Genomic DNA, 14,638 nt, shown 5'->3' on the forward strand with positions numbered 1-14,638 from the left:
GGATGCCGTCGGGCGCATCATCGACACTTACACGCCCGCAGAATCCTCAAACTACTTCACTGCCGCGGGATACTTGCAACCTGATCGGCTAACGCTCTAGCAGGCGTTTCCAAATGTGGAAGCGTCTCTCCCTGCAAGGGATGGGTATTCGAACGGCACCGACCTGCTCACGTGAGAGGCCGTTAGCACATCGCTACGTCAGCCATTCTCATCCGGTGATCTGTTCGGGAAGCGGCGCGGACCACTGCTAAACACCTGTTTGCTATCGCTCTGCAGCATAACTCGCCAAGAGTGCTTCTTGGAAATCCCTCACGCCAAGATCTACCCATCGAGCAAAATTTCCCGGACCGAAGCTCGTCACATCACGTCGAACTCGACGCCTTGAGCCAGCGGGAGCGTGCGACCGTAATTGATGGTGTTGGTCGCGCGCCGCATATAGGCTTTCCAAGCATCGGATCCGGATTCACGCCCCCCGCCGGTCTCCTTCTCGCCGCCGAATGCGCCGCCGATCTCCGCGCCGGACGGGCCGACATTGACGTTTGCGATCCCGCAATCGGAGCCGCGCGCCGACAGGAACGTTTCAGCTTCGCGCAGGTCGTTGGTGAAGATCGACGACGACAGCCCCTGCGGGACGGCGTTGTGCAACGCGAGCACGGAATCGAAATCGCGATACTTCATCACGTAGAGGATCGGCGCGAAGGTCTCGTGCTCGACGTGCCCCGTCTGCGCTGCCATCTCAACCAAAGCAGGGCGGACATAGTGAGCGTCGGGCGCGCCCTCGACAACGACCCGTTCGCCTCCATAGACCTTTCCATCAGCTGCCCTTGCAGCTTCGAGTGCGCTCTGCATCGCGCGATAGGCCCCTGCATCGATCAAGGGCCCCACCAGCGTGCCGCTCTCCAGCGGCGAGCCAATCGTCACGGATGCATAGGCCTGCTTCAGACGCGGCACGAAGCTCTCATACACGCTCTCGTGCACAAACAGGCGGCGCAGCGTCGTGCAGCGCTGCCCGGCGGTCCCCATTGCGGCAAAGGCAACGCCTCGCAGCGTCAAATCGAGGTCGGCGGTCGGCGCGACGATCGCCGCGTTATTTCCGCCGAGCTCTAGCAGCGCGCGGGCGAACCGTTTGGCGAGCCGCGGACCGACCGCGCGACCCATTGCCGTCGAGCCGGTCGCCGACACCAGGGGGACCTTCGAATGGTCAACGAGCGCCTCCCCAATCTCGCGGCCGCCGAAGAGCACCGCTGCAATCCCCTGCGGCGCGCCGCCGCCGGCTTCGTTGAAGCGCTTGAGCGCGCGCTCGAACAGAGCGTGCGTTGCAAGCGCGGTTAGCGGCGTCTTCTCCGACGGCTTCCAGACCAGGCTGTTGCCGCACACCAAGGCCAGCGCAGCGTTCCAGGCCCAGACGGCGACGGGAAAGTTGAAAGCCGAGATGATGCCGGTGACGCCGAGCGGATGCTAGCTCTCCATCATGCGATGCTCGCCACGCTCGGTCGCGATCGTCAGGCCGTAGAGCTGGCGTGACAGCCCGATCGCGAAATCGCAGATGTCGATCATTTCCTGGACCTCGCCGAGGCCCTCGGAAGCGATCTTGCCGACCTCGATCGAGACCAGCCGGCCGAGAGCCTCCTTGTTGGCGCGCAGTTCCTCGCCGAACAGCCGCACCAGCTCTCCGCGCCTGGGGGGCGGCACGAGGCGCCACACCAGGAAAGCCGCGTGGGTCCTCTCGATCACGGAAGCGGCCTCGGCGGCGCCGATCTCGGTGACCCGCCCGATCATTCCGCCGGTGATCGGCGTGCGAACGACCAGCGTGCCTTCCGTATAGTCGGGACGGCGAACCCCGAGGCTTGTGAGGAGTCCGTCGACTTCGCCGGCAAGGCCGGCGCTGCTGAAGGACTTAGGCGATGCTGATCTGGTGGACATGGCGGTTTTCCAAGTACTGGCGTCTAAATTCAATTGTTCGTTTGCGCGCATGGACGCAAGTCCGGAGCGCGATCCGCTCCGAGAAAGGCCATCGCGGTATCCATCTCGCGCAAGATCATGCGCAGGGCGGCTTCGGCGCCCGTCTCTCCTCCCGCGGCAAGACCCCATAGCGGCAAGCGGCCGAGAAGAACTGCCTCTGCACCCAAGGCCAGATATTTCAGGACATCCGTGCCGCGGCGGACGCCACTGTCCGCCAGAATGGTTAGACGCCCCTTGACCGCTCCCGCAATCGCTGGAATGCAGTCCGCCGGCGCCGGCAGGCAATCGAGATTCCGTCCGCCATGGGCGGAGACCACGATCGCATCCGCGCCGATCTCGGCTGCCTGTTCGGCATCCTTAGCCGTGAGCACACCCTTGATGGTGAGCCTGCCTGGCCAGATCTCGCGCAGCCAGCGCATGTCGTCCCAGCTCAGCCGCGGCTCGAGCCGGACCGCCTCGCAGATATCGGCGCGGGTCACGGCGGTGCGAAATGTGTGCGGATAGTGAGCGTAGTTCGGTATACCCTCGGTGACGAGATAGCGCGCAAGGACCCCGAACAGCCACGTCGGATGCAGTGCCATGTCGATCATGCTGCGCAGCCGCGGAGTGAATGGGATACCGAAACCGCTGCGCTGATTATATTCCCGGTTCGGCGAGACCGGCGTGTCGACAGTCACGAGCAGGTTCTCGCAGCCACAGGCAGTCGCCCGTTCCAGAAGACGCTCGGTCAGCGCGCGATCGCGCCAGACATAGAGCTGGAACCAGAGCAGCGCGTCCGGCGCGCCGCGCCGGATCGTCTCCACCGTGGTTACCGACTGCGTCGAGATACAGACGGGAATCCCTACCCGCGAGGCTGCGCGTGCGAGTTTGGTCTCGCCATCATGGGCGACGAGACCGGCAAGCGCCGTTGGCGCCACCGCGAGGGGCGCTGCCAGCTTTCGACCGAATAGCATCGTCTCGAAATCGCGCCTGTCATGCCCTGTCAGCACTGCGGGCATCAAGGTGATAGCGTCGAGCGAGCTGCGCAGGCGCCGCAGCGCCGTCTCGTCCTCCGTGCCCCGATCGATATATTCGAACAGCCCGCGCGGAAGGACTTGCCGAGCGCGTTGACGATAATCGCTTGCATTGAGGAGCATCGGCATCTTCAAGCCGCGTGGCGTTTGAACTTGGATTTCGAGATCGAAGTCGCGGCGACGTGAACGTGCTGCACCAGCTCGGCCTCGACACGCTCGGTGGTCCAACGCGTCGTAGGGACGGAAATGTTGACCGCGGCAACTGCTCGTCCGTGCTCGTCGATGACCGGCGCCGCGACGGAAATATCCCCCATGACGCTCTGGTTGATCTGGATCGAATAGCCGCGGGCGGCCGCGAGGTGCACCTGCTCGCGCAGCTTGTCGGGATCGGTGATCGTGTACGGCGTGAGCGGCTCGAGCCGTGTCCGCTTCAGCAGGTCCTGCCGCTCATTCTCTGGCAAGGCTGCCAGGATGGCGATACCGGACGCCGTGAAGTAGGCCGGCAGCCGGCTGCCGATCACGAAGTCGATATGAATGAGATGCCGGCCGGGAAAGCGAGCGACGAACACCACCTCATGGCCATCGAGCTCATGCAGGTTGCAGGTCTCGCCGAGATTTCGACTCATATCCAGAAGATACGGCGAGGCCTTGTCGATGAGCTCGTGGGCCTTGAGATAGCTGTGCGAGAACTGCAGCACCTTCGCGGTCAGACCGTAGTTGCGTGTACCTTCGATCCGCCTGAGGTAGCCGAGCGATTCCAGCGTATAGACCAGGCGTTGGGTGGCACTGCGATCGAGATTAGCCGCGCGGGCGATATCGGCAAGCGTCATGAAGCGGCGCGGCCCATCGAAGGCGTGCAGGACCTGGAATGCCTTTTCGGTCGAGCCAACGAACAGGGACGAGCGTGCCGGCGTCGTGCTCTTGGCCACCCTTTTTTCAGAGCCCGTCCCCGCACGAGCTTTCGGCGGGCTTTTGGCTTTGCCGGTTTTCCGTGGACCACCCTGGCCACTACGCGCCATGTTGCCGTGCCTCCATCATCCAACGTTCTCGGAAACCGCCAACTGCTTGCCGAACTCGGCGCGCAGGGCGGACACCAGCGCCGGCGCCGGTTGCAGCAGTGGTGCCAGCATGCGTGGCGCGTCGATGCCGATCATGTCCATGACCGCCTTCATCGGCCCCGGATTGGTCTCCGCGAACGCCATGTTCATGAGCGGGATCAACCGGCGATGCAGGCTCAGTGCCTCCGCCGTGCGGCCCGCAATCGCCGTCTCATAGATCTGGCGCCAGGCGCGCGGCAGAAGGCACGCCGTGACGATAATGCCGCCCTTCGCGCCGGCTGCGAGGTGCAGCGGAAACAGGCTGTCTTCGCCGCTCAGCACCGCAAAGCTATCGTCAACGTCAGCAACCACCTGGAGGAAGTGATACATGTCGAGATTGCAGGCCTTCATACCAATGATGTTGGGATGCCTTGAGAGCTCATGGAGGACCTTGGGCTCGATCGCGATCCGGGTTCGGTAGGGGATCTCGTAGATCAGGATGGGCACCGGCGAGGCATCGGCATAGCGTAGAAAATAGTCGCGGATGCCGGCCTGAGTCGGATTGGTGTAGTATGGGGTCAGGACGAGCAAACCGTCCACGCCCTCAGTGGCGAATTCACGCCCCGCCTGCAGGGCATCGTGAAAGCCGGTGTCGAGCACGCCCGCGATCACCGGCCCCCTGCCCGCCATCGCTTTTACCGATAGCCCCGCCATCTTGATGCGCTCGGCACGCGCCAGCGCGCCATATTCGCCAGTGCCGCCCAGCGGCACGACGCCGTCGATACCTTGCTTGATCAGCCAGGCGAACAACGCCGAGACCGCGGCGGCATCGATGGTGTCGTCGGCCTTCACCGGGGTCGGAATCGCGGGGAACAGGCCGCGGAGACGAGATGCAGTGAGCATGGAAGAGAAACCTCAGTTTTGATGGCGTTGAAGGCCTAGCTCGCTGCGGCGCGCCGGCGCAGGCGCTCCGCGAAGAAGATCAAGAGCCCCATGAAGACGAACAGGCAGGTGGAGACGGCAGCGATCACGGGCGAGACCTGAAGCGTCACCTCGTCCCAGAACTGCTTGGGCAGCGTGGCGTTGAGGCCGCCGGTCGCAAACAGCGCAATCGTCAGCTCGTCGAACGAGGTGGCAAAGGCAAACAGGAACGACGACATCATGCCGGCGCCGAGGATCGGAAACGTAACGTATCGTAGCGTCGCGACCGGCCGCGCGCCGAGGCTCTGCGCCGCAAGGTCAAGCCGCGTGTCGTAATTGCGCAGCACCGCCATCATGGTTATCACCACATAGGGCACCGCGACGACCGTATGCCCGAGGATCAGACCGAGGGCGCTGCCAACCAGACCGATGCTCGCGAACAGGTAGAACAGTCCGACCGCGATGATCATGCGCGGCACGACGATCGGCGACAGGATGAAGGCGAGCCAGGCAGCCTTGGCGGGGATCTCGCTCCGCACCAGCAGGAAGGCTGCGGGCGTGCCGATCAGCATCGCAAACAGCCCCGTGCCAACGCCGACCATAAGCGAACGCAGCAGCGCTTGCGCCCAGACCGGCGAGGTCAGCACGGTCTCATACCAATGCAACGTGAAGCCTTGCGGCGGCCAGTTGAGACCACCACTACCGAAGGACAGCGGGATCATCAGGAGCGTCGGTAGGCTGATGACCAGGAGCATGAGCCAGACGAAGACCTGCAAGCCGAGACCCGGCTGGTCAGGATTGGGCTTGCGTCGCTGCGAGGAGAGCAGGTGAATGATGCCGTCGAAGAGCGGCCCTAGCATAGTCAACAGCGCATCGCCGGCCTTCTGGATCGGACCGCTCAGGCGCGACGGCTTGGCCTTCCTTGCGGTGGCGGCTCCCGTCATCGTCGACAGGCCGAGCAGCCGGTCATAGGCGGCAAAGACGATCAGCACGACGAGCAGGAGCAGCACCGAGATCGCTCCGGCAAAGCCCCAGTTCATAGTCTGCTGGATCTGGTCGATGATGAGCTGCGTGATCATGGTCTCGCGGCGACCGCCGAGCAGCGCCGGCACGATGAAGAAGCCGATGGCGGTGACGAACACCATGATGCCCGCGGCCGCGACGCCGGGCAGCGACAGCGGGAAATAGATCTTCCAGAACGCCATGCCGGGCCTTGCCCCGAGCGTTGCCGCCGCACGCGGCAAGTTGCGGTCGATGTTATCCATCACCGACAACATCGTCAGTACGGCGAGCGGCAGCAGTGCATTCACCATCCCGACCAGGACGCTGCCGAAATTGTAGAGCAGGCCGGCCGGCGTCGAGATCATGCCGAGCGAGGCGAGAAGCTTGTTGATGACGCCGTTGCGCCCGAGCAGCACCACCCAGGCGAAGGCACGCACCAAAAAGCTCGTCCAGAACGACAGCAGCACGAAGAACAGCAGCCTTGCCTTACGCTCCTTGCCGACGATCGAGATCAGATAGGCGATGGGATAGCCGGTCATGACGCACACCAGCGTCGTCATCAGCGAGATCTTCAGGGTGATGAGGAGGACGTCGACGTAAACCGAGGATGCGAAGAGCTGGCGATATTGCGCGAGCGTGAAGCCGTTGTCGTTATGAATGCTCAGCAGCAGCAACTGGCCGACGGGGTAGACCAGGAAGCACGCGAGCAACAGCGCAAGGGGGCCACCCATCGCGACCCAGCGCCAGATCTGGCCTTGCGTTAGCACGCGTGTCTTGGCCGACACCATGGTTCAATGCCCTCCGCCGTCGCGGATCGCGACCGCGTCCGCCGGATTCCAGCCGAGCGAAACGAGCTGCCCGATCTCGTGAGGAACCGAGCTCGAGCGGGTCGGGTAGGCCGCGACGAGCTGCGGCAGGCCGGCCGTTTCGGGCGCAATATAGAGCCGAGTCAGGCTGCCGCTGATCATCACGTCGACCAGCCTGCCGGTCAGTCCGCCGGCTCCGTTTGCTGCGGCCTCGACGTGCAGGTTCTGCGGCCGCACCATGATCTTGATCGGCTCGCCGGCGGAAAAGCGCGATCCGTTGCCGACGGCGCGCGATCCGGCGTGTTGATGGGCCAGCACGATGTCGAGCCCCTCCGCATCGACACCGCTCACGGTGGCGCCGAGCAGATTGGATTCGCCGAGGAAGTCCGCGACGAACACCGAACGCGGACGGAAATAGAGATCCTCGGGCGTGCCGAGCTGCTCGATCGCACCGGCGTTCATCAGGCAGATGCGATCCGACATCGTCATCGCCTCTTCCTGATCGTGGGTGACGTAGACGATGGTAGTGCGGAGCTCGCGATGGATGCGCTTGATCTCGAGCTGCATCTGGTCGCGCAGCTTCTTGTCGAGCGCGCCCAGCGGCTCGTCCATCAGGATGATCGCGGGCCGATAGACGATGCAGCGCGCCAGCGCGATGCGCTGCTGCTGGCCGCCCGAAAGCTCGCGCGGATAGCGCTTTGCGACCTGCGGCAGGCGCACCGTCTCCAGCGCCTCCATCGTCCGCTTGCGCGCTTCGGCATCGTTCACCTTCCGCATCTTCAGTGGAAAGGCGATGTTGTCCTCCACGGTCATATGCGGAAACAGCGCGTAGTTCTGGAACACCACGCCGATGTCGCGCTCATAGGCCGGGCTATGCGTCACATCGGCATCGTCCACCAGGATCTGCCCCTCGTCGGGATGGGCGAGGCCAGCGATCAGGCTGAGCAGCGTGGTCTTGCCCGACCCCGACGGCCCGAGCAGCGTGAGGAACTCCCCCTTGCCGACGTCGAGACTGGTCGGCGCCAAGGCGACGAAGTCCCCATAGCACTTTGACAGCTTCGAGATGCGCAGGCTCGACGAGACCATGGACGGCTCCAATCCGCGGCAGGACGGCTCAGCTTAGGACCCAGCTGTCGAAGCGCTCGATCACGGCCGCCTGGTTGTCGAGCCAGTATTTCGCATCGATCTTCAGGCCGACCTTGATGTTGTCGGGATAGGTCGGGCAGTTCTTGGCGATCTCCGGCTTGACGTAGTGGAAGGCCTCCGGCTGGGTGAGACCGGCGGGGAAGTATTCCGTCAGCGCGGCCTGGCGCTTGGGGTCGGAAGCGAACTTGATGAACTCGCGACAGGCATCCGCATTTGGCGTGCCGGCCAGGATCGACCAGTTGTCGCCGCCCCAGATGCCCTGGTTCCAGACGATCTCGATCGGCGCGCCCGCTGCTTGCGCAGCCTGCGGACGCGACACCCAGGTCGGCAGCAGGTCGATCTCGCCCGAGGTCAGCATCTGCTCGACCTGCGCGCCGCTGGTCCACCACACCGCAACGTGTGACTTGATCTTGTCGAGCGAGGCGAAGGCTTTGTCGAGGTCGCAAGGATAGACCTGCGCGGTCGGCGTGCCCGCCCCCATCAACGCCTCTTCGACGGTGTCGAACGGGTGCTTGCGCACAGCGCGGCGGCCCGGGAATTCGGCGACATTCCAGAAGTCGGCCCAGGACTGCGGCGCCTTGCGACCCTTGAAGGCATCGGTGCGATAGGCCAGGACCGTGGTGTAGACGTTGGTACCGACGCCGTAGGGCGACATGAATTCCGCGGGGATCGACTTGATGACCGGCTCGGCCTCGAGGCCGTGCTTTTCAAGATAGGCCTTGTTGCCGGTGGTCAGCAGGAGGATCGCGGGCCAGCTGATCTTGGCCATGTCCCAGGTATAATTCTTGGTCTCGACCATGGTCTTGATCTGGGCGACCGGCTCGGCATTGGCCTGGACGCCGACGACCTCGATTCCCGTCGCCTCGGTGAACGGACGGTAGAACACCGCGCCATATGCCTTGGTGTAGATACCGCCGTCGTCGCGCACCACGATGCGCTTGCCCGCGGCGCGGGTGGGCGACCAGACCGCCGGTGCGGCAACTGCCATTGCGCCGGCTCCGGCACCGAGCAGCAGGCGACGGCGGGAGGTGATGATCTTCGGAAGATGGCTCATGTCTTCAGTCCCCTCTGTGATGGCGCGATTGATGGCGAGGCACTTGGTGACGGCGGCAGAACCTGGCCGGGATTGAAAAGGCGTTTGGGATCGAAGGCCTGCTTCACGGCGCGCATCAGCGCGAGCTCGACCGGCGGCTTGTAGCGCGACATCTGCTGCATCAAGGTGCGGCCAATCCCATGTTCGGCACTGAACGTACCGCGGAGTGAGACTGCGACATCGTTGACGGCATGACGAATGCGCTCGCCGACCGCATCGCGATCCGGCATGGAGTCCCACTCGGCAAAAGTGAAGAACGGGATCAAATGGATGTTGCCGTCCCCCACATGGCCGACGATGACGAAGGGCAGATCCGGAACGATGTCGTTCACCGCGCGCATTGCCTGCGCGATGAAGGCGGGGACCGCCGAAACCGGGACGGCGCTGTCCGACGTCAGCCCGACACCCGCCTTCTTGTTGGCTTCCGAGACGCTGTGACGCACCAGCCACATTGCCTTGCGCTGCGCCTCGCTCGACGCCACGACGCCGTCGCGGATCATGCCGGCTTCAAGCGCCTGCTCGAGCAGACCCTGCATCGTTGCGGTCAACGCTGCGATGTCGCCGGTGTCGGAGAGCTCGACCAGAACGTGCCAAGTGTCGATGTCCGCGACTGGGCATCGCCGCCCCGGCACCTGCTCGATCACCAACCGGACCTGCTTGGCGTTCATCAGTTCGAACGCCGATAGGCGCGAATTGCAGGCGGCCTGGAACAGCCCGAGCACGTCGAGCGCCTTTTGCGGATCGTCAACAGCGAGCCAGGCGACCGATTCCGCTGTCGGCAGCGGATTCAGTTTCAGCACCGCGCCGGTGATGATGCCGAGCGTACCTTCGGAGCCGATGAAGAGATGCTTGAGATCGTAGCCGGTGTTGTTCTTGCGCAGCGCATAGAGCCCGTCCCAGATCGATCCGTCCGGCAGCACAACCTCGAGACCGAGCACGTTGTCGCGGGTGTTGCCGTAACGCAAGACGCCGGTGCCGCCGGCATTGGTGGCAATGTTGCCGCCGATCTGGCAGGACCCTTCGGCGCCGAGGCTCACCGGATAGAGCCGCCCGGCCGCTGCCGCCGCTTCCTGGATGGAGGCGAGTACGCAGCCGGCGTCGGCGACCATCGTGTTGTTGACGGGATCGAGCGAGCGGATCCGCCGCATGCGAGTCAGAAGGACGATGACGGGGCGCTCACCCTGCTCGAAGGGCGTGGCACCGCCGCACAGGCTGGTGTTGCCGCCCTGCGGCAGCACCGGCACGCCGCCCGCGGCGCAGAGACGAACGACGGCCGCAACCTGCTCCGTGTTCGACGGCAGCACCGCGCAAAGCGCCGGCGCCCGGTAGCGGCCGCGCCAATCCTCGGTCACGCCCGCGAGGTCTTCCTCGCGTGTCAGCACGGCTGCATCACCCAGTAACCGCTCGAGTGCCTCGATCAAGGCCATCGATGTGCCTCCCTGGAGGGCCGACGATGGCCCGACCGTCAAGCCGCGATAATCGCACTACGATTAATTCAATCGTACTATGGTAACTATGAATTTCGTGCCGCGGCGAGTCAAGGCCGAACGAGATGAATCAAAGAACTCCGCCCTGAGAGAACGGGAGCTGGAACGAGCGTTGCAGGAGTGGCGAAGCCGACCAGGAGTAGATCATCGCGGGCGATCGAAGCGCTGATCGTGGCGGCCCAGGGCTTCGCAAGCGGGCTGTCGAACAACCGCAAGACATCGAAGGCGGGCAAGCATGCGACGCAGAAATGAACCCCACTGCGACTCGTTGAGTCGGTCGCAAGAGAGTGTCAGTCAACATCAGTTGAAAGAAGGCCGCGGGATGAGCGCGACACGAGGGCGCCCGGTCCGAACCTCTGGAGTGAGTCGAAAGCCTTTCAACGGCCGTGCGATCTGAATGAGCGATTCAGGCGTCTAGCACCAAGAGTGCGGAATCGAAGAAAATCGTAGTGTGGCGTACAAGATCGCGCGATTGGAAGCGGAGGTCCGCTACATCGCTAAACCCACTATTTCGGAGGCCTTGTTTTCCTATCGAAGGGCAGCCTAACTGGCGAATTGAGCCCGCGATAGTTCGTCAATAGGCGCCGTTCGTACGCAGAGCCAAGCAGGTTCAAATCGCGGAGGCGCAACCACTGATGCCGACATTCAGTTCGGGTTGCGATCTAACCAAGGGCCCATCGTCACATTTCGCATCCGACGTCGATCGGCTCGAGCTCCGTGCGCCACGTCCGTCCTCCGACCCCACGCTCCGAAGCCACAGTTTGCGCGGTTACCTGTGAAGTCATCGACCACTCCTCTCAAGTCCCAAAGGCTTCGCGATCAAGTGTTCGACCGCGGCGCAAGCTGCCGACAATCGTAGCAATTCGGCATTGGTTTCTTCCGAATGCCCCCCCGAACGGCAGCCAATGCGGCACAAGCGCGCAAATATGACCCGATGCCAATCGGGAGCTGAGCATGTCCCAGTCAGTACACGTTCGGGCCTTTCGCGATCTTGTCGGCGACGGAGGCTTCGTTGACGACCCGGAGCGGATGGCTACCTACACGACGGATCAACGCCAGCTCTCCACGGGCTCGACGTTTGCCGTGCTGAAGCCGACGACGACGAAGCAAGTCGCCGACATCGTGCGGCTGGCGGCCCACCACGGTATCGGAATCGTTCCGCAGGGCGGCAACACCAGCTACTGCGGAGGCGCGACGCCGGACGCCTCTGGACGCCAGATTATCGTGAGCCTCGAGCGGATGGACAGGATTCGCGAAATCGATCCGGTCTCCATGAGCATCTCTGTGGACGCCGGCGCCATCCTGAAGAACGTACAGGACGCCGCGGCGGCCGCCGGACTTCTGTTGCCGCTCAGCCTCGGCGCGGAAGGCAGTTGCCAGATCGGCGGCAACATCGGGACGAATGCCGGCGGGCTATCCGTCGTGCGTTACGGGATGACGCGCGATCTGCTACTCGGAATCGAGGCGGTGCTGTCGGACGGCACGGTAGTCTCCGACATGCGCAAGCTGCGGAAGAACAATACCGGCTACGACGTCAAACAGTGCTTCGTCGGAAGCGAGGGGACTCTCGGCATCGTCACGGGCGCAGTGATGCGTCTGGCGCCCTTGCCGACCCGCCGCGCGACGGCCTGGCTGAAACTGGCGCGGGGCGCGCCGCTCGCCGATCTTCTCGCTCTGATCCGTCGTGAATCCGCGGACCTGCTGACCGCATTCGAGTTCATGGCAGCCCGATCGATCGCGCTCGCGACCGAAGCAATGACCGATCCGTCCATCCTTCGAGCAGGCCCGGAAGGCGCCGTCCTCGTCGAGTTCGCCTCTTCGTCACGCCATCTCGACCTCGACGAGCTGATGGAAGCCGTTCTGGCTGAGGCGATCGAGTCCGGATGGATCGAGGATGCGCTCCTGGCGCAGAGCGGATCGCAGCGGGCCGCGATGTGGCGGCTCCGCGAGACCATCCCGGAGGGCGAGAAGCGGCGGAACGGATCGGTCAAGCATGACATCTCGGTACCGCTTTCGTCCATTCAGCGCTTCCTGGATCTGGCAGGCTCGCAGGTGCGATCGTATGACGCCGACCTTGAGCTCTCCGTGTACGGCCATGTCGGCGACGGCAACCTGCACTACAACGTTCTCGTTCCTCCGGAGGCCGACCGCATGGAGTTCACCAGGCGGATCGAAAGCGGCCTGTCGCTGCAACTCTACGACACGGCCGCCGCGCTCGGCGGCACGTTCAGCGCAGAGCACGGCGTCGGCCGGTTCAAAAAGCATCTCCTGGAGCGGTACGGCGATGCCGGCCGCATCACTGCGATGCGCCGTATCAAGACTGCCTTTGATCCAGCGGATATCATGAACTCAGGCGCGATCGTTGGTCCGTTCGGGAAGTCTGCCTGATGAACCGTCGGCCGGCGAACTGCGATGCTTTTGTCCAGGCCCAAACGGTGGGTCTTCGGCTGAGGCCGCCTCGATCAACCAAATCGTCTTGTCCATAAAGAAAGAAAGAGCCACTCCTTCGGAGTGGCTCAAGTTGGGAAGGAAACGCCAGGGTACGCGTCAGGCCTGAGTTCCGGCTCGATCTTCAGATGGCGGCGATGTCCAGCTTGGAGCCGTCGACCAGACGTGACAACCGGAATGGTGTGGGATCGACGCAAGGCGTGTCGTTGACGACAAGCTCTGCGGCCAGATAGCCGAGCCCGGGGCCCAGACCGAAGCCGTGGCCCGAGCAGCCCGCTGCGAGCACAAGGCCCTTCACCCCGTCCACCTGCGACACCACGGGCACTGCATCCGGCGTGCAGTCGACGAAGCCGCCCCAGGCGCTGTCGATCTTAATCTCGCCGAGTTGGGGGAAGGTTTTCCGGACGCTCTCCACCACTTGGCTCACCAGCCATTTCAAGGGCGGAGGATCCAGCACGCGATTCCGTTCGAAGATCCGATCGTCGTTGGTCAGCAGCGCCGGAAGTGAATCCGGCCCGGAAACGAACGATTGGCCGACGCCGAGCCTGACGTTCTTCAGGCGACGCAAGAACTGCGGCATGAATTCCCGGTTATACCGGATAGCCTGGGGCGTGATTTCGAGGTTCGCCTTGCCGCTGATCGCAAGTGTGTAGCTGCCGTCCAGTCGGCGCGTGATCGTGCAGTAGGGTGTCGAGACCGCCTCGCCGATATTGATTGTGGGGGTGGAACGCAGCGCAGTCTGCCGGATGCTCGCTTGGGGGAAACTGACCCCGAGCGGCCGAAGGAAGCGCGAGGACCAGGCGCCGGCTGCGCAAAGCACCGCGCTGGTTCTGATGTAGCCCTTCTCCGTGTGCACGCCCGCAATCTTGCCATTGGTCAAGTCGAGCGCCCGCGCCGCACATCCCTGGTGGATCGTGGCGCCCAGAACTCTGGCCCCCTCAGCGATCGCCGGCGCGGCGAGCGCAGGTTCGGCCTTGCCGTCTCGTTCCGAATAGGTCCCGCCGACCCATTTGTCGCGCGCTTCGGGGACGCGCTCGGCCACCTCGGCCCGGCTCAGCACACGGGTATCGACGCCGTACTCCCTGGCGACCTCGCGCCACTTTTCCCAGCCCGCGAGCACAGCCTCGTCATGGGTCGCGTAGACGAGACCGCAGCGACGAAATCCAAGGTCCCGATTGATGTCGCGCGTGAGTTCGTCCCACAGCCGCATGGAGAGCACCGAGAGCGGCAGTTCGCGCCGGTCGCGGTTCTGCTGACGGCACCAACCCCAGTTTCGGCTCGATTGTTCACAGGCGATGTGGCCCTTCTCGAGGAGCGCCACCGAGAGGCCGCGCTTCGCCAGGTAATAGGCGGCCGTAGAGCCGAGGATACCGCCGCCAACGATGACGACGTCGGCCTCGGCCGCGAGACGCTCATCGCTGTGAATGCGCTCGACGTGGGGCGACATGTTCCAACGAACCTCGGCTGCCAAGAACGCGGAAGCACAGTTCCGATCAGCCCTTCTTCGCACGGTGCGCCCGATAGAATGTGCTGAAATCATCTAGGGCTTCGCAAGATGTTCGTGTTTCTGACCGCTTCAGTGATACAAGCTGCTCAAGCGCGAACGAGTCCCAGTTCGGCGCAGGGCGGCGTAGTGGCTGCCAAGACAGGTGCAGATTTCGTTTAAAGCGTGATCGGGTTTGGTAGCCCGCGCCGCAGCTCGCCCCCGGAACGGGTGCCGCTC

10 protein-coding genes and 1 pseudogene are annotated in these 14,638 nt (G+C 63.8%); 2 read left to right on the forward strand and 9 right to left on the reverse strand.

Annotated features, from left to right (window positions below; all coding sequences use genetic code 11):
• Window positions 1-357: 357 nt before the first annotated feature.
• From amaB to IVA98_RS06190, 8 genes and pseudogenes are all read right to left on the reverse strand, one after another.
• Window positions 358-1,923 (reverse strand): annotated as a pseudogene (gene amaB, locus IVA98_RS06155) (L-piperidine-6-carboxylate dehydrogenase).
• 29 nt (window positions 1,924-1,952) lie between these two features.
• On the reverse strand, window positions 1,953-3,098 hold the full coding sequence (locus IVA98_RS06160; RefSeq protein ID WP_247303493.1) for an alpha-hydroxy acid oxidase: 1,146 nt from the start codon (window positions 3,096-3,098) through the stop codon (window positions 1,953-1,955).
• A gap of 8 nt (window positions 3,099-3,106) precedes the next feature.
• The gene (locus tag IVA98_RS06165) at window positions 3,107-3,904 is read right to left on the reverse strand and encodes an IclR family transcriptional regulator (RefSeq protein ID WP_247354464.1); all 798 of its coding nucleotides are present in this window, start codon (window positions 3,902-3,904) and stop codon (window positions 3,107-3,109) included.
• Between the two features lie 105 nt (window positions 3,905-4,009).
• Window positions 4,010-4,915, reverse strand: a complete 906-nt coding sequence (gene dapA, locus IVA98_RS06170; protein ID WP_247303490.1) for a 4-hydroxy-tetrahydrodipicolinate synthase — start codon at window positions 4,913-4,915, stop codon at window positions 4,010-4,012.
• A gap of 35 nt (window positions 4,916-4,950) precedes the next feature.
• Window positions 4,951-6,723 carry an ABC transporter permease subunit gene (locus tag IVA98_RS06175; protein ID WP_247354465.1) on the reverse strand — a complete coding sequence of 591 codons (1,773 nt, stop codon included), beginning with the start codon at window positions 6,721-6,723 and terminating at the stop codon, window positions 4,951-4,953.
• 3 nt (window positions 6,724-6,726) lie between these two features.
• Window positions 6,727-7,827 (reverse strand): ABC transporter ATP-binding protein, encoded by a 1,101-nt coding sequence (locus IVA98_RS06180; protein WP_247354466.1) that lies wholly within the window; start codon window positions 7,825-7,827, stop codon window positions 6,727-6,729.
• Window positions 7,828-7,855: 28 nt separating this feature from the next.
• Complete coding sequence (locus IVA98_RS06185) at window positions 7,856-8,941, reverse strand: ABC transporter substrate-binding protein (RefSeq protein WP_247354467.1); 1,086 nt, start codon at window positions 8,939-8,941, stop codon at window positions 7,856-7,858.
• On the reverse strand, window positions 8,938-10,407 hold the full coding sequence (locus IVA98_RS06190; protein ID WP_247354468.1) for an FAD-binding oxidoreductase: 1,470 nt from the start codon (window positions 10,405-10,407) through the stop codon (window positions 8,938-8,940). Before IVA98_RS06190 ends, IVA98_RS06185 begins: the two co-directional genes overlap by 4 nt.
• A gap of 180 nt (window positions 10,408-10,587) precedes the next feature.
• Here IVA98_RS06190 and IVA98_RS36920 point away from each other — a divergent pair, with 180 nt between their 5' ends.
• The gene (locus IVA98_RS36920; protein WP_256468155.1) at window positions 10,588-10,719 is read left to right on the forward strand and encodes a hypothetical protein; all 132 of its coding nucleotides are present in this window, start codon (window positions 10,588-10,590) and stop codon (window positions 10,717-10,719) included.
• A 702-nt stretch (window positions 10,720-11,421) separates the two neighbouring features.
• Window positions 11,422-12,855, forward strand: coding sequence for an FAD-binding oxidoreductase (locus tag IVA98_RS06195; protein ID WP_247354469.1), 1,434 nt, complete (start codon window positions 11,422-11,424; stop codon window positions 12,853-12,855).
• A gap of 184 nt (window positions 12,856-13,039) precedes the next feature.
• On the opposite strand, the gene IVA98_RS06200 is transcribed toward IVA98_RS06195, so the two are convergent.
• Window positions 13,040-14,362 carry an NAD(P)/FAD-dependent oxidoreductase gene (locus IVA98_RS06200; protein WP_247354470.1) on the reverse strand — a complete coding sequence of 441 codons (1,323 nt, stop codon included), beginning with the start codon at window positions 14,360-14,362 and terminating at the stop codon, window positions 13,040-13,042.
• Window positions 14,363-14,638: the final 276 nt, after the last annotated feature.

The sequence above is a fragment of the Bradyrhizobium sp. 160 genome (genome assembly GCF_023073735.1).
Taxonomy (GTDB): Bacteria; Pseudomonadota; Alphaproteobacteria; order Rhizobiales; family Xanthobacteraceae; genus Bradyrhizobium.

Coding starts and splice junctions, on each gene's coding strand:
- IVA98_RS06175 (WP_247354465.1), bottom strand. CDS start 6,723: ATGGTGTCGGCCAAGACACGCGTGCTAACGCAAGGCCAGATCTGGCGC.
- IVA98_RS06190 (WP_247354468.1), bottom strand. CDS start 10,407: ATGGCCTTGATCGAGGCACTCGAGCGGTTACTGGGTGATGCAGCCGTG.
- IVA98_RS06160 (WP_247303493.1), bottom strand. CDS start 3,098: ATGCTCCTCAATGCAAGCGATTATCGTCAACGCGCTCGGCAAGTCCTT.
- IVA98_RS06200 (WP_247354470.1), bottom strand. CDS start 14,362: ATGTCGCCCCACGTCGAGCGCATTCACAGCGATGAGCGTCTCGCGGCC.
- IVA98_RS06185 (WP_247354467.1), bottom strand. CDS start 8,941: ATGAGCCATCTTCCGAAGATCATCACCTCCCGCCGTCGCCTGCTGCTC.
- IVA98_RS06195 (WP_247354469.1), top strand. CDS start 11,422: ATGTCCCAGTCAGTACACGTTCGGGCCTTTCGCGATCTTGTCGGCGAC.
- IVA98_RS06180 (WP_247354466.1), bottom strand. CDS start 7,827: ATGGTCTCGTCGAGCCTGCGCATCTCGAAGCTGTCAAAGTGCTATGGG.
- dapA (WP_247303490.1), bottom strand. CDS start 4,915: ATGCTCACTGCATCTCGTCTCCGCGGCCTGTTCCCCGCGATTCCGACC.